This is a genomic window from Aromatoleum petrolei (genome assembly GCF_017894385.1).
Lineage (GTDB): Bacteria > Pseudomonadota > Gammaproteobacteria > Burkholderiales > Rhodocyclaceae > Aromatoleum > Aromatoleum petrolei.
The window spans coordinates 3,043,381-3,059,673 of sequence record NZ_CP059560.1 but is presented as its reverse complement, the minus strand read 5'-3'; the positions used below and the strand labels follow the sequence as shown (position 1 = coordinate 3,059,673).

Below are 16,293 nucleotides of genomic sequence, written 5' to 3'. Positions count from 1 at the left end.
GCGGAATCACGCCCCGACCTCTGCCAGATGGTCGCTGTGCGCCGGGCGCGCGGCACGCGCATCGAGCACGCGGCACAGCGCGCCGAACACCTCCGCGACGGAAATCCGCTGCATGCACTGATTATCGGTGCAGCGCGTGCGCCGCTGATTGCCGGCATTCACGCACGGCGAGCAGGCGAGGCCGGCACTGATCACGGTCACCTCGCCGAGCGGCCGGAACAGCACCGGCGTCTCGGGGCCGAACAGGGCGATCACGGGCAGGGCCGTGACCGCAGCGAAGTGCGCCGGCCCCGAGTCGTTGCTGACGAGCGCGGCACCAAGCGTGAAGAGCGCCGGCAACTCGCCGAGGGCGAACTGCCCCGCGATATCCACGCAGCGGCGTTCGCCTACCTCGGCCGCGATTGCCGCCGTCGTCGCCCGGTCGTCCTCAGCGCCGATCAACAGCACGCGCACGTCCGCATGGCGCGCGAGCAGCGCGCGCACCAGCGCTACGAAGTGCCCCTGCGGCCAGCGCCGCTGCGGCAGCATCGCGCTTGCGTTCGCATTCACGAACACCAAACGCTCGCCACCCACCGGACCGCGCACCAGCCGGGCCAGCTTGTCGCGCACCGGCGCCAGTTCGTCCGCGCCCAACTCGCGCCGGCGCACCCGCGGCACCAGCATTGCTGCCGGCACACGCGGCGCGGGGGGCACGTCCTCGGCAAACAAGGCCTCCACCAGCATCAGGTAGTTCTGCGCCATGTGCAGTTGCGGGTTAAAGGCCAGCGGGTGCGTGTACAAGTCGCCGCGATACAGCCCCACTCCTTCGAAACGGTGGAACCCCGCACGTCGGCGCACCCCGGTCAGCAGGCACAGGGCCGCCGTCAGGCGCGAGAACAGTTCGAGGTCGACCAGCGCGTCGATGCCCGCCCGGCGCACGTCGCGCAGGAAACGCCAGGCATCCGCCGCCAGCATGCGCAGCGAACCCGTACGGATCACGAACACGCGCTCGGGCGGCACCGTGCCGGCGATCGCGAGGCTGTCGCGATTGTGCGCGAAGGTCAGGCAATACGCCTGCGCACCGCTGCGCGCCGTCAGCGCACGCATTGCCGGATCAGCAAGGACCATGCTGCCCGACTCGGCCAATTGCACGAAGAGCACGCGGCGCACGGCCTGCTCCTTCTCCGGCACCGGCCGCAACGCGCGCGTCGCCCTGCGCATTCCCGACAGCGCGGCGCACAACGGCACACCGAGCCAGCGGTCCATGCGACGCATCGCCTCAGGGCCGGGCACCGCCCCCCCCTTGACGCAGATCGCCGTTCCGCTGCGTCGGTCGCGAAATCATGTCGAGTGCATGCGCGCAATCGGACGAAATACGCATAGAAACGGGCAATTGAGGTGAATTCGAACGGAGCGGACTATACCGCGCTTTGCCCCTGCCGTCGCGTGCCGCCACCGCCGGAAAACACGTGATCTGAATCACGCCAACCCGGCTCCGATCCCGCTAGAATGCCGACGATCGCAAGCCATTGCCCGGAGTGCGGTTATTAATCACGCACTCGGAAGCTGGTCGAATGAGCGAAACCCTGATTTTATCGGCAAACCCGGCTCACGACGCCCGCGCGTCGCTCGTGCAGTCGCTCGTTGCCCAGTCACCGGCGCTCATCGCCATTCGTGGCAACGACGGCACCTATCTCTACGCCAACGAATCCTTCGCACAGCTCCTCAACCTCCCCGCCGAATCGCTGCCGGGCCGGCACGAGGACGACGTGCTGCACACCGCCGGCGCACCGCGCGCCCTGCGCATCGGTAACAGCGCCGCGACGGAAGTCACTCACAGCGAGGAAGAGGCGATCGTGGGACTGCGCGCACGGCGCTTCCTCATCACGCGCTTCCCGCTGCGCGCAGGCGATAGCGAAGTCATCGCCTCGGGGATGATCGCCACCGAGATCGGCACACGCACGGGCAGCCTCCCCAATCCGGCCGAGTACGCCGAGGCACGCCACGCCGAGCTCCTCCATGCCCTCGAGCAGATGGAGCGCATCGCCTACACCGACCGGCTGACCGGTGCATGGAACCGGCGCCACCTCGAGGACGCCGCGTTGTTGGAAATGTCGCGCGCCGAGCGCCACGGTCACGCCGTCTCCCTGCTCGTGCTGGACGTCGATCACTTCAAGGAGATCAACGACCAGCTCGGCCATGCCGTCGGCGACTACGTTCTCGTCGAACTCGTCCGCCGCATCCGCAGCGGCATCCGGCGCGCCGACACCATCACACGCTGGGGCGGCGAGGAATTCGTCGTGCTCGCACCCGACACCGCCCTGCGCGAGGCTAAGCAGCTCGCACACAAGCTGTGTGCCCGCGTGGAGGAGGCGCACTTGTCGAGCGCACGCCCCGTCACCATCAGCGTCGGGGTCGCCGAATACCATTGCGGCGAAGGCTTCGAACACTGGCTTGCACGGGCCGACCGTGCGATGTACCGGGCCAAGAACACGGGGCGCAACCGCGTCGTCGCCGACCCCTACTCCGCGTACGCGAGCGATGGCACCCGGCTCGCCTCCTCGCCCGTCGAGCTGGTGTGGCGCGAAAGCTACCGCAGCGGCAACGAGCGGGTCGACCACCAGCACCGTCAGCTCTTCAAACACGCCAATCGGCTCCTGCAGGCCGTGATCGCGCACGCGCCCCGCGCGGAAGTCCTCGAAGCCATGGAAGTCCTGGTCGAGGACATCACCACGCACTTCACCGAAGAAGAGCGACTGCACGCCGCCATCGGCTATCCCGACAGAGAGGCGCACGCGGCGGAACATGGGCATCTGCTCGCATTGGCCAACGACCTGTTCGAACGCGCCCGGCTGGACGCCGAACTCCCGATCGCAGAAGTCTTCCAGTTCCTCGCCTACGACATCGTGGCCCAGCACCTCGTGGGCGCCGACCGGCAATACTTCCCCTATCTGGAAACGCCCCCCGCCTCGACGTCGACGTAATCCGCAGCAATCCGCGACCAGCACGCGCATGCGGTCGCTCGGCCAGGGCGCTGACGTACCCATGCGTTTCGGCACTTTGCATTCGCCGGGACGTACCCGATAATCGGAAAAAAACAACGAGCCTTGCGCAAGCAAGCGTGACTGTCCGTCCTCACCCACCGGGCTGGCGGAACTTGCAAACCCGATTCGGCGTCGACATGGGGCCGGTCGATTCGGCCCCGCGCTGGGTGGCGTGCGGGCGTCCCAACCGTCAACGCACACCAGACAGACGATGAACGAGTCCATCGACGATGGCCCTTCCATCGGCGTCCCTCCACTGCGGGGCCGCCGAAGCTCCGCGACCGCCGCGGCCCGGACCACCCACGCCGCCCCCCCCCCGCACGGGCTCGTCGATACCCGTCGCTGGACCCGCAGGCTGGGTCGAGCGGTGTTCGCCCTGCTCGCCGTCATTTGCATCGCCCCCGCATCGGCGCAGCAGTCGAAAATCGCCAATACCAAGCACAACCTTTCCTCCTCCGGCTCCGGCACGGTGAAGGCCACCGCGGAAAGCCAGATCTGCGTGTTCTGCCACACGCCGCACGCGGCCAACGCCAGCGCGCCGGCGCCACTATGGAACCGCGAACTATCCAGCGCGACCTACACGCCCTACACCTCGAACTCGCTCGACGCACAGACGATCTTCGGTGCGCTGTCACAGCCGGGCGGAAGCTCCAAGCTGTGCCTTTCCTGCCACGACGGCACGATGGCGATCGGCACGGTCGGCGTGCTAGGCGGCAAGGCGAACGTATCGGTGACGATGAGCGGCACCGACGCTGGCAAGATGCCCGCCGGCCCGCAAGGCGCAACCTCGGGCTTCACGCGCAATCTCGGCATCGACCTGCGCAACGACCACCCGATCTCGTTCACCTTCAACGACACGCTGGCAAGCACCGACGGCGAACTGCGCCGCATGGACGCGCAGCAGCGCCACCCCCCCGGCAGCGGCACCGTGATCGGCATCCGCGGCCCCGGCTCCAGACCCTTGCTGCCGCTGCAACCGACCGGCACCGCGGGAGCGGGCCAGGTGCAATGCACGACCTGTCACGACCCGCATCTCGACGTATCGAAGTTCCTGCGCCTGAACCGCTTCCAGACGTCCAACCCGTCCGGCGGCGCATTCAATTCCGCGTCCGACCAGATCTGCCTCGGCTGCCACGACAAGCTCGGCACCGCGTGGTCGCAGTCCTCCCACGCGTCGCAAACCATCGCCGACGAGCAATACAAGACCGACGCCGCGAACCGCCGCGAATTCCCGACGACGACGCAGGTCTGGCAGGCCGCCTGCCTCAACTGTCACGACACCCACGCCGTGCAGGGCACGCGCCGCCTGCTGCGCGAAGGCGTGAGCGGCGCCACCGGCGGCACCGGCGTCGGCAGTTTCAGGACGGGCTCGACCGCCACGCCCAACACCGTCTCCGCCATCGAGGAAACCTGCTATCAGTGCCACACGACCGCGGGCGAGAGCATCGTCGACACTGCCACCGGCACCGTCCCCAACATCAAATCCGACTTCAGCCTGCTGCGGCACATGCCGATCACCACCGCCGAACAGAAATCCGGCGTCGAGACGCACGACATCAAGGACCGCAACTTCACCGAGGATCGCCCGACGCTCGGCCAGATCGACGTCAACAATCGCCACGCAGAGTGCACCGATTGCCACAACCCGCATCGTGTGACGCGCAACAGCCTGTTCAACCTCACCGGGACGGACCAGCGCACCCATGTCCCCGGCGGCGTCAACGGCAACCTCGCTTCGGGCGCGCTGCGCGGCACTTTCGGCGTCGAGCCCGTTTATGGATTGCGCAGCTTTTTCGCACTACCGAACAGCTACACGGAAAAGAGCGGCGACGGCGGACAAGGGGCCGCCACCGCCGTCACCAGCCCGTGGGTGACGCGCGAATACCAGGTGTGCCTGAAGTGCCATTCCGACTATGCCTATACGGACGACAACGTGTATCCGAGCGGGCTCAAGCGCCCCGAACTGGGTGCCCCGGGAACACCTTCGTCATCGACCGAGCGCAACAACTACACGCGCTACACCAATCAGGCGCGTGAATTCCAGTCACCCATCACGCACCAGGGCGCACCCGGCAGCGTCGGCACCGATGGCGGCGCCGGCTACAACACGAACAACCACCGCTCCTGGCACCCGGTCATGGCCAGCACCGGCCGCACCACCTCGCTGCGCAACAACGCGAACGCCAACTCCTGGCTCGCCCCGTGGAGCGCCAACGTCGGCAACAACACCATGCACTGCACCGACTGCCACGGCAATGCCACCGCCGCCGGCACCATCACCCCGACGAGCCCGAATCCATGGGGACCGCATGGCTCGACCAACAACTTCCTGCTGAAAGGCCCATACAACACCAGCACGGGCAGCCCCGACACCAACGCCCTGTGCTTCAAGTGCCATTCGACGGTCTATGCCAACGGCGGCGGCACGACCGGTTTCCGCGGTGGCGGCCGCGGCGACCTGCACTCCTACCACCGCGAGAAGGTCGGCAGCATGCGCTGCAACTGGTGCCACGTCGCCGTGCCGCACGGCTGGAAGAACAAGTCCTTCCTCGTGAACCTCAATGACGTCGGCGCCGAGGCCGGCCAGGCCGGGAGCAAGGAGGTCGCGACCAACGGCAACGCCTCCAATTACAGTGAAGGTCCTTACTACCGTCGCGCCAAGCTCAAGATAGTGAACTTCCGCCAGAACTCGGACTGGAACGACACCGATTGCGGCTCGGCCGGCAAGACCGGCACCAACCTGATCGCCAACAGCCAGGGTGGCACCGGCAACACTTCGGGCACCGGCAAGGACTGGATGACGAACACCTGCTCCAATCCGCCGTAAGTCCCGCATCCGGCGGGGCGACTGATCCTCGTCAACAAGCAGCATGACGACTGTTGATAGAGTGCGCACACCTTGTCCGGCCCGCTCACGCGCCTTGCCCGCGTGGAACCGGACCCCGCCGCGACGTCCGCGGTGTGCACACTCAGAGTCGCCGCCATGACCACCAACGCTCCCGCCGCCGCCCCCCAGCCCGACCCCGTGCGCGAAGGGCTCGCCGAGCGCATCCGCGCGATGATCGCCGCAGGCGTCGACGCCGATCGCAGCCCCTTCGACAAGCTCGCACTGGACATCTTCGCCTGGCAGTTCGAGCGCAACATCCCCTACCGCGAATTCTGTACCGCCAAGGGCATCACCCCGGCGCAGGTCGCCGACTGGCGCCAGATCCCCGCCTTCCCGACGGACAGCTTCAAGACCGCGATCGTCACCTCCTTCCCGCCCGAGCAGGCCGTGATGGCGCAGATCACCAGCGGCACCACGGCCAACCGGCGCGGGCAGATCTTCCGCGACGACATCGGCCGCGAGCTCATCCTCACGGCCAACCGCACGATGACCGCGGCTTACCTCTTCCCCGACTTCGCGCGCGGCCAGCGCTGCCGCATCCTCATCCTCGCGCCCAGTCCCGAAATGGCGCCCTCGATGGGCATGGCGGTCGGCATGGACGAGACACGCCGCCATTTCGGCACGCCGGACAGCCGCTTCCTGCTCGACTACTCGGGCCTCGACATCAAGGGCATGATCGCCGCGATAGAAGAATCCGAAGCGACCGGTGTCCCGCTCGCGATGATCGGCTCGACCTCGGCCTTCGTCTATTTCTTCAACGCCTGCAAGGCGCGCGGTCTGCGCTTCCGCCTGCCCGCCGGCAGCCGCATCGGTGACGGCGGTGGCTACCGCGGGCGCTTCGGCGAACTCACGCAGGACGACTACTTCCGTCTCGCCGTTGAAGTGCTCGGCATCCCCGCCTCGCATTGCGTGAACGTGCTCGGCATGGCCGAAAGCGCCACCAACTACTTCGACGACACGCTGCGCGCCGCCGTTCACGGCCGCAGCTCGCAACGCCGCCGCCTCACCCCGCCGTGGGCGCGCGTCGCCGCGGTCGGCCTCGACGACCTGCAACCGCTTCCTGCCGGCGAGGTTGGCCTGCTGCGCCACTACGACCTCGCCAACCTGCCGACCGTACTGGCCGTGCAGACCGACAACCTCGGCTATGTCGACCATGACGGCAGCTTCCAGATCGTCGGCCGTGCAAAGCTCGTCGACGGCAAGGTCACGCCGCTGCCGAGCGAACGCCCCGTCGGGCCGATGGGCGACAAGCGGATCTTCCGCTTCCTCGAGGCCTACGTGAATTTCTCCATCCGCTTCAAGATGGGCCTCGCCCGTGCGCGCCAGCCGGCGGCAACCACCGGTGCCGTGCCGACGTCGCTGCCGATGACGCCGCCCGTCTGCCCATGCGACGAGCTAAGCGAGGAAATGCTCGCCAACCCCGTTCCGCGCGCCGAATCCGCCACCGACTCCTCCGCCGCGGTGCGCTAACCCCGCGAGCCCCCTGCGCGCGCCCGCGCCCTGCGTGCCGACCTATTCGGCGCGGGGTTCGGCCACCTCTTCGGCAATGCCGTTGATGTACGTCAAACCCCGTCGACAGGGGCTCACCTACCATGCCGCCGGTAGTCTGGCCCCCAGCATGTCCGCACACAGAGAACAATGAAAACCAACGGCTCCCCGATCACCTTCATCCCCCCCCCACGCACCGGTCCCGTCACCCCCCGCCAACGCAAGATCAAGCGCGTTGCGCTCGTCACCGTGCCCTATCACTCGGGAGTCGTCGAATCGGCCGGTACCTGGCTCAACGTCGGCTTCGTGTACATTGCCGGCTCGCTGCGCGAGGCGGGCTACGAGGTCGATTACTACGACGCGATGGCCCTGTGGCACGACGAGGACCAGATCCGCAAGCGCCTCGAGGACTTCCGCCCCGACGTCGTGTGCACCTCGGCGTTCACCGCAGCGATCGTCGCCGCGACGAAGCTGCTGCGCCTCGCCAAGGACATCGACCCGGAGACCGTCACCGTCATCGGCAACGTGCACGCCACCTTCTGCTACCAGGAGATGCTGCGCGTCGACAACGACGCCATCGACTACGTCGTGCGCGGCGAAGGCGAACGCACCCTGCCCGAGCTGCTCGACTGCCTCAACGCCGGCGACGACCCGGCCAAGGTCGCCGGCATCGCCTTCTGGCGCGACGACGGCGTCATCGCCACCCGCTCGGCCCCCTTCATCCGCGACCTCGACGCCCTGCCCACCGCCTGGGACCTCGTCGAGTGGCCTATCTACAAGTACCGCGCCAAGAACGACGCACGCCTCGCCATCGTCTCCTCCGCGCGCGGCTGCCAGCAGGACTGCTCGTTCTGCTCGCAAAAGCTCTTCTGGCGCCGCGGCTGGCGCGCCCGCAGCGCCGAGAACTTCGTCGCCGAAATCGAGATGCTGCACCAGCAGTACGGCGTCGAGGTCGCCATGCTCGCCGACGAGATCCCGACCTTCGACCGCGCCCGCTGGGAACGCATCCTCCAGCTCATGATCGAGCGCAAGCCCGGTGTGCGCCTGCTGATGGAAACCCGCGTCGACGACATCGTGCGCGACGAGGACATCATGGACAGCTACGCCGAGGCCGGTGTCGAGCACATCTACGTTGGCGTCGAGGCCGGCCAGCAGGCCACCCTCGACCTCTTCAAGAAAGGCTCGAAGGCTGCCGACTCGCGCCGCGCCATCGACATCATCAACGGCGCCGACATCGTCTCCGAGACCTCCTTCGTGCTCGGCATGCCCGGCGACACGCCGGAGACCTTCAAGGAAGCCGTGGAGCTCGCCAAGCTCTACAACCCCGACATGGCCTTCTTCTTGGCCATCGCGCCGTGGCCCTACGCCGACCTCTACCCGCAACTTGAGGCCCACGTCGCCACCAAGGACTACAGCAAGTACAACCTCGTGCAGCCCGTCGTCAAACCCGACGCGATGACGCTCGAGGAAGTCGAGCGCGAACTCGGCCGCGCCTCGCGCAACTTCTTCATGCACAAGTTCCAGAACCTGGATCAGCTGTCATCGTGGAAGCAGGAATTCATGCTGGCGGTGTTCGACATTCTCATCAACCACTCCTACCTCTCGGGCCAGATGCAGGAAATGGCGGCCGGTCAGCGCATGCCCGAGGCGGTCAAACAGATGCTGCGCAAGGTGAACGCCACGCGCCGCGACCTCAAGGTCCAGGCCGGCGCCGAACCGCGCAACTTCGCGCCGATTCCATAATCGTTTAGCATTAGTCGTTTCGCATTTATCTGGGCGCCAAAATACCCGCAGCACTGAAAAGGTTATGAAGAATTTCCACAGATTCCATGCCCTGATGCTCGTCGCTGCAGCCCTGCTCGGGTACGGCGCGCAGGTACCCGCGCAGAACACGAATGCGAAGATCTCGAACACCAAGCACAACCTCTCGGCAAACGGCCCGGGAACGGTCAAATCCGCCGCGACCAGCTCAGGTGGCACGGACCAGATCTGCGTCTTCTGCCACACCCCGCACGCGGCCAACGCCACCGCCCCCGGCCCGCTGTGGAACCGCACGCTGTCCACGGCCACCTACACCCCCTACACCTCGAACTCGCTCGACGCCGAAGACATTCTCAACGGGACGATCGGGCAGCCCGGGGGTGCCTCCAAGCTGTGCCTGTCCTGCCACGACGGCACGCTCGCGCTCGGCGCCGTCGCGAACTCTCCCGGCAGCGGCACCGGCACCGGCAAGAGCATCTCCATGGTCGGCACACCCGACGGCAAGATGCCCACGACCGACAATACGACGGGCTACACGCGCAACCTTGGCGTCGATCTGCGCAACGACCACCCGATCTCCTTCACCTTCCAGAGCGCACCTCCGGAATCCGACACCCTGTCCAGGCGCGACGGGGAATTCCGCTCGCCGCCTTATTCGGTCCAAGTCGCGGGTGAGACGAAAACCGTGGTGGGGATTCGCAGCCGGGGCACAAAGCCGATGCTGCCGCTCGACCATGAGGGCAAGGTACAGTGCACGAGCTGTCACGATCCGCACCTCGACGCGAGTAAATTCCTGCGCTTGAACCGCTTCCAGACAGGCGGCAGCCCCGGGACCAACTTCAATCCCAGCTCGGACCAGATCTGCCTCGGCTGCCACGACAAGAACAAGGATCGGCAGGGCAATGCTTTTCTGGCCTGGTCGAACTCCGCTCACGCCAACACCAGCGTCGCCACGTATTCGTATCTGGGCACGGCATCGACGCAGCGCGAGTTTCCGGCCGGCATCAAGGTCTGGGAAGCGGGCTGCCTGAACTGTCACGACACCCACACGGTGCAGGGCTCGCGGCGGATCCTGCGCGAAGGCACCGACAGTTCCGCCACGCCAAAGGCGGGCGGCAACCCTGCCATCGAGGAAACCTGCTACCAGTGCCATACCACCGCTGCCGCCAATATCCTGAGCGTGCCAACGATGACGGCAAGCACGGGCGTACCGAACATCCGCAGCGACTTCACGACGACCGGCAACAAGCGCATGCCGATCGCAAGCGGTGACCAGCCCGCGAACGCGGAGAAGCACGACATCGGCGGCAATTTCAGCGACAGCTTCGTAAGCTGCAACACACCCACCAACAAGTGCGGCGCAGATTTCATCGAGGACCCCACGCTGCTTGGCTCTGGCAACCACCTCAACCGGCACGTCGAATGCACGGACTGCCACAACCCCCACCGGGTGCTGAAGAATGCGCTGTTCAACGGCAAGGGCTCCGCGTCGCAGCGTACGCACGTTCCCGGAAGCAACATCGCGTCCGGCCCGCTGCGTGGCACCTGGGGTGTCGAACCCACCGCGGGCGTAGTCTCCACGGCGACCAGCTTCCCTGAAACGCCAAGCACCTACACCGTCAAGCGCGGCGAACCGGGCGGCAGCGAGGATACAGCACGCACCAACCCCTATCTCACGCGTGAATACCAACTGTGCCTGAAGTGCCATTCCGACTACGGTGCGGGTACCACCTTCCCCTCGCTCGGCAGCTTCACGGGCGGCACTGCCACCAACACCAACGGCATGTCGAAATACACCAACGTCGCGGCCGAATTCTCGGCCGTCAAGGCCACCGACCCACCGACCACGGGCACCGACCAAGGCGAGAAGACCAACTCGGGCACCGCCTGCGGTGGCGGCGACTGCAATCCGAGCGGCACCTCCCCCATCGGCGGCGGCACCGGCAACAACCACCGCTCGTGGCACCCGGTGATGTGGCCGACGGGTCGCGATGCGAAAGAACGCACGCGCAACTCGTCCGGCACCTTCACCAATATCCGCAACCCGTTCAGCACGGGCCTGGGCACCCAGACGATGTATTGCTCCGACTGCCACGGAAATTCGGGCTCCTGGAGCCAGGGCACGACTCAGGGCGCCACCGGCAACGGTCCGAATCTGGCGCAAGTGCAGGGGCCGCACGGCTCGCCGCAGAATTTCATCCTCAAGGGCAAATGGGACGATTCGGTAACCCCCAGCAACACGCGGGACGGCAACAGCAGCGGCGGCATCTGCGGGCGCTGTCATCATCCGAGCACGGCGAGCGGTTTCGCCGGCGCGGACTCTGAGGCGTCGCACGGCTGGGACGCCAAGACCTCGCGTTACTGCATGGCCTGCCACATCGCGGTGCCGCACGGCTGGAAGAACAAGGCCTTCCTCGTGAACCTCGCCTGCGTTGGCCCCGAAGGCGGCAAGGCCGCCGGCTGTACCCAGGTCGGCAGCACCAGCACCGAAACGATCGCGCCGTACTACTACCGCGCGCTGCTGCGCATCAACACATGGCAGGCCAGCGGCCAATGGACGGAGGGGAGCTGCGGCGTGTCAGGGAATAACGGCAAGGACTGGATGTCCAGCGCGTGCGGATTCTGATGTCCACACCCGCAGAACCCGCGCGGCCGACAGCCTGGGCGCTCGCAATCGCGTCGCCCAAGCTGTCGGCCGCCTTCTTCGTGTTGGCGGCCGGCTGTGCACTGTGGGCGAGCACACCTGGCCGCAGCGCCACGCTCGCGATGCTCGTCCCTTTCTCGCTGCTAGCGGCCAACCTGATCGCTGCCATCGCGACGAATCGGCGCTTCCGCACCGACCTGCCGCTGTTGGTATTCCATCTGGCCCTGCTCGCGATGACCGCCACATTCGTGATCGCCCGCCTGACCTACTTCGAGGGACAGGCCACCGTGACCGCCGGGGCTGGCTTCGAAGGCGAAATGCTCGCCCAGGAAAGTGGTCCCGTCCATGCAAACCGTCTCGACAGGATACGTTTCACCAACCTCGGATTCACCGAGAACTTCTCCGCCCGCAGTCACTATCACGCGACCTACAACCGTGTCGGCTGGCAGACGACAGATGGCGACGCGCACACGGCAGACATCGGTGACGACATTCCTCTGATTCTCCACGGCTACCGCATCTACACGAGCCGACATCGCGGCTTCTCACCGGTGTTCCGCTGGCAGAAACCCGACGGCACTGACGAGCTGGGGACCGTGCAGTTGCGCGACAACAATGGCGGCGAATTTGCGAGCGCCAACGACTGGGCGCTCCCGGACGGCGAGAAGGCATGGCTGATGGTGGACTTCGAGGCCGACGAGAGTCCCGGCGAAGCCCGCTCTCGCACCAACTTCGGTGTCGACCCGCTGCACCACCAGCTGATCCTGCGTATCGGCAACGACCGCCACATCCTCAAGCCCGGCCAGAGCGTGGTTCGCGCCAACGGCACTCTCACCTACGTCCGGCTGGGCTCGTGGATGGGCTACCGCATCGTCGCCGACCCGACCAAGCCGTGGCTCATCGGCAGCATCGCGCTCGCGGTCCTGTCGCTGGTCTGGTTCTACGCCCGCATCCTGTTTCGACCCATTCCCCAAACGCCCACCTGCCCATGAGACCGCTCACCGCGACAACCGCGGCCCTGCTCTTCGCCGCCGGAATGACGAGCACAGCCCTTCACGCTGCGGACGCTGGCAAGCCGCGCACCTGGACCGACCCGAAGTCGGGCCTCGAGTTCGTCCGCGTCGGCAAGGCCTGCTTCCGCATGGGAAACGATGCGCAGCTGCCGCCTGAAGACGAAAACGGGTGGGCGCGCGTCAAGTACAAGGAATCACTCTCGGCCGACGAGGCGCCCGCGCACGAAGCCTGCCTCGATACCTACTGGCTCGGCCGTCATGAAGTCACGCGCAGGCAATGGCAACAGGTGATGGGTTCCCTGCCCGACGGCAATGCCGAAGGCGCCGACAACCTGCCCGTGACACGGGTAACCTGGGAGCAGGCGCGCGCATTCACCGAGCGCCTCTCGGCGATGAACGGCAAACGCCATCGCTTCCGCCTGCCGACGGAAGCGGAATGGGAATTCGCCTGCCGCGGCGCAAGCCCCACATCACTGGACCGGGACGTTCCGGCGAACGAGACGGAACTGCAGGAGATCGCTGTTGCCGACATCCGCGCCCCCGTCGCACCGGCAACGGTCGGCAGTCGCAAGCCCAATGCCGCCGGCTTCCACGACCTGCTCGGCAACGTGTGGGAATGGACCGCCGACGACTACGCCGCCAACGCCTACGCCCGCCACAGCCTGTACAACCCGCGCCACAGCGCCGGAAGCGACACGGCCGTGATCCGCGGAGGCAGCGTGCGGACCGAATTTGTGCAGACGCGCTGCACGATGCGCGGACACTATCCGAAAAGCGACACCCTGAGACTGATCGGGCTGCGCATCGTGCGCGAGGACTAAGGAACGCCGACATGCCGCTTTACCAACACGTCGCCATCATTGCCACGGCCTTGTACTGTGCCCTTTCGCCTCAGCCATCCCACGCCCAGACGCCGGCAGTCGCCCTGCCGCGCGAGGTGCTGATCAACGGCGTCGAATTCATCCACATTCCGGCCGGAAATTTCTGGTATGGCATCGAAAACGTCGATTATTCCCAGAATCAGAAACCGATAGGCGGCGAGTACGTCCGGGATGTCCGGATCTGGCTGGACGGCTTCTATCTCGCCAAGTTCGAGGCGCGTGCGCGCGATTTCAAACGCTTCATGGAGCAGCCGAACGTCAAGCACCGCAACCAGTACGCGGGGGAAAGGGACGGGTGCTCGGTGACCGGAAACGCCACCGCCGGCTATACGCTCAAGGAACCCGAGCAGGACCTCCCCGCAACGCACCTGTCGAACGAGCTGTCGGCCGAGTTCGCGCAATGGCTGGGCTTCCGCCTGCCGACCGAAATGGAATGGGTCAAGGCCGCGCGAGGCACGGACAAACGCATGTTCCCGTGGGGCGATGAGTACCCCGATGACACTTTCGCGGGCTTCAAATCACACGCCGGCTGCAGCCCCGCGCCCGTCGACGCATTCGCCAACGGCCGCTCCCCCTACGGCCTGTACAACATGGGGGGCAACGTGTACGAGCATGTCGCCGACTGGTACGACAACACCTACGACCTCGCGCTCAAGGACGGGCTGCGCAACCCCGCGCCGGCAGCCAAGGGCTCGCTGCGCGAGGACATCGACCGCCCGATGAAGATCCTCAAGGGCGGCCGCTGGGCAACGCACGCGCGGGGGATGACGATCTATTCGCGCAACCTGAACCGCCCGGACGGCGGCTTTGTCTGTTTCGGCACACGCTTCGCAATCGACGAGGAGGCCGTCGCGCGCCACCTGCAGGCCGGCACCGCCCGGGTAATCGCACAGAAATGACCACTCACGCTCAGCCTCGCGAGGTGCGCGATTACCGCCGTGGCGCGATCCTCGCCGTACCCTTTTCGATCGCCCTCATTGCCACGGTGGTATCGCTGATGCCTGGCCGCGGCGTCGAATCGGGCAATCCGCACAGCGCCGCCTCGCCTTTCCCGTCGGTCGCGCCGCACGCGCCCGCGAATTTCCGCGTCGACGAGTCCCGCGAGGCCGAACCGGCGTCCGGCACGGGGCTGAAGGTCGACCCGGGCAAGGATGCAGCCGGCCACGTAAGTGAAGTTCGCCGCGCGACGCTCGACTCCCTCAACGCGCTCGCCCGAGAGGCTTTGAAACGCGGACTCCCCGAACAGGCCGCTGACTCTCTCCTCAAGGCGATGTTCCTGGTACCCGAAGACGCGGAAGCCTTCCATTTGATGGGCGATGTGATGATGCAGCGCGGTCGCTTCGGTGAGGCGCGCGAGTACTACGAAGGGGCGATCGACCGCGACCCGCTGCGCGCGGAAGCGTACTTCGGCCATGCCGAGGCCTCGGAGGCGATGGGCGACCTCGAATCCGCGCTCGGAGGCATGCGCAGCTACCTGCACGTGGTGACCGACAAGGACCCCTTCCGCCTCAAGGTCGCGCAGGCGCGCTCGGCAATCTGGGAATGGGAATCGAAACTCGGTCGCGGCCCGTGGGGGCCGACCCGCGGCATCCCCCCGGGCTTCACGGAAGAGGAACTGCGGCGCGACGGCAAGGGGGTCGCGGTGAAGATGCCGATCCCCGGCACCACCGATGAGAGCGGCGTGACGAAATATGAGATAAAGCACGCCGACAAGATCAGGATGTTCGAGAAAGAATGACCGACCTGCTGCAAACCGAACTCGTCGCCTTCTGGGCGTCCGTCGTTGCCTACAGCCTGGCGACCGTTGCGGCCATCAGTGCCCTGGTGTTCCGCCGCGACTGGCCTCGCCTGATCCTGCTGCTGCTGATCGGCGGATGGCTCCTGCACACGGCCGCGTTCGGTGCGCGCTGGATGCGCATCGGCCACCTGCCGGTGATCAACACCTTCGAGATGCTGTCGGCCAATGTCTGGGGCCTCGTCGCCGCAGTGTGGCTCGGCTACGTGCTGTTGCCGCGGGTGCGCGCCTTCGCCGCCTTCGTGCTGCCGGTCGTGACCTTGCTGATGGGCTGGATGATGCTGATCCCGATGGACGGTTCGTCGCTGCCGCCGACCTACCGGACGGTATGGCTGTTCATCCACATTGGGTTCCTGAAGATCTTTCTCGGCGCAGCCTTTGTCGCGCTGGGTATCGCACTGATCACGATCTTCCGCAAGTTCGACATTGGCACCGGCGCGCTTGCCCGCTTCCCCGGGGACGCGGAACTGGACGCCACCGCCTACCGCTGCATGGCGCTGGCGCTGATCTTCGACACGCTGGGCATCGTCGCCGGCGCGATCTGGGCACAAGACGCGTGGGGCCGTTACTGGTCGTGGGATCCGCTGGAGGTCTGGTCGCTGGTGACCTGGCTCGCGATTGGGCTGACGCTGCACGTGCGCGCGTCCTTCCGCACGCCACCGCTGACCAACTCGCTGCTGGTCACGGGCACTTTCGTCGTCGCGTTCTTCACCTTCTTCGGCATCCCCTTCATCTCCACGGCGCTGCACAAGGGGGCGATCTGAACCCGCCGGTCGTTGCGCGCGGGCTTGCCTTCCCGCG

General features: G+C 66.5%; 11 protein-coding genes. 10 read left to right on the top strand and 1 reads right to left on the bottom strand.

Going from position 1 to position 16,293, the window contains the following annotated elements; translation table 11 throughout:
- Window positions 1-6: 6 nt before the first annotated feature.
- Window positions 7-1,245, bottom strand: a complete 1,239-nt coding sequence (locus ToN1_RS13950) for a glycosyltransferase family 9 protein (protein WP_244860782.1) — start codon at window positions 1,243-1,245, stop codon at window positions 7-9.
- Between the two features lie 308 nt (window positions 1,246-1,553).
- Here ToN1_RS13950 and ToN1_RS13945 point away from each other — a divergent pair, with 308 nt between their 5' ends.
- The 10 genes from ToN1_RS13945 to ccsA all read left to right on the top strand — a co-directional run bounded on the left by ToN1_RS13945 (window position 1,554) and on the right by ccsA (window position 16,256).
- Window positions 1,554-2,963 carry a diguanylate cyclase gene (locus tag ToN1_RS13945; RefSeq protein WP_169207188.1) on the top strand — a complete coding sequence of 470 codons (1,410 nt, stop codon included), beginning with the start codon at window positions 1,554-1,556 and terminating at the stop codon, window positions 2,961-2,963.
- Between the two features lie 271 nt (window positions 2,964-3,234).
- A complete protein-coding gene (locus ToN1_RS13940; RefSeq protein WP_169207187.1) occupies window positions 3,235-5,850 on the top strand; it encodes a cytochrome c3 family protein in 2,616 nt (871 codons plus the stop codon).
- Window positions 5,851-6,006: 156 nt separating this feature from the next.
- Window positions 6,007-7,380 (top strand): LuxE/PaaK family acyltransferase, encoded by a 1,374-nt coding sequence (locus tag ToN1_RS13935; RefSeq protein WP_169207186.1) that lies wholly within the window; start codon window positions 6,007-6,009, stop codon window positions 7,378-7,380.
- Between the two features lie 168 nt (window positions 7,381-7,548).
- Window positions 7,549-9,141 (top strand): B12-binding domain-containing radical SAM protein, encoded by a 1,593-nt coding sequence (locus ToN1_RS13930; protein ID WP_210147812.1) that lies wholly within the window; start codon window positions 7,549-7,551, stop codon window positions 9,139-9,141.
- 64 nt (window positions 9,142-9,205) lie between these two features.
- Entirely contained in the window at window positions 9,206-11,785 is a 2,580-nt protein-coding gene (locus tag ToN1_RS13925) for a cytochrome c3 family protein (RefSeq protein WP_169205864.1), read from the top strand.
- Window positions 11,785-12,795, top strand: coding sequence for a cytochrome c biogenesis ResB family protein (locus ToN1_RS13920; protein WP_169205865.1), 1,011 nt, complete (start codon window positions 11,785-11,787; stop codon window positions 12,793-12,795). Before ToN1_RS13925 ends, ToN1_RS13920 begins: the two co-directional genes overlap by 1 nt.
- On the top strand, window positions 12,792-13,637 hold the full coding sequence (locus ToN1_RS13915; RefSeq protein WP_169205866.1) for a formylglycine-generating enzyme family protein: 846 nt from the start codon (window positions 12,792-12,794) through the stop codon (window positions 13,635-13,637). Before ToN1_RS13920 ends, ToN1_RS13915 begins: the two co-directional genes overlap by 4 nt.
- Before the next feature lie 11 nt (window positions 13,638-13,648).
- Entirely contained in the window at window positions 13,649-14,596 is a 948-nt protein-coding gene (locus ToN1_RS13910) for a formylglycine-generating enzyme family protein (RefSeq protein ID WP_169205867.1), read from the top strand.
- The gene (locus ToN1_RS13905) at window positions 14,593-15,435 is read left to right on the top strand and encodes a tetratricopeptide repeat protein (protein WP_169205868.1); all 843 of its coding nucleotides are present in this window, start codon (window positions 14,593-14,595) and stop codon (window positions 15,433-15,435) included. Before ToN1_RS13910 ends, ToN1_RS13905 begins: the two co-directional genes overlap by 4 nt.
- Window positions 15,432-16,256 (top strand): cytochrome c biogenesis protein CcsA, encoded by an 825-nt coding sequence (gene ccsA / locus ToN1_RS13900; RefSeq protein ID WP_169205869.1) that lies wholly within the window; start codon window positions 15,432-15,434, stop codon window positions 16,254-16,256. Before ToN1_RS13905 ends, ccsA begins: the two co-directional genes overlap by 4 nt.
- Window positions 16,257-16,293: the final 37 nt, after the last annotated feature.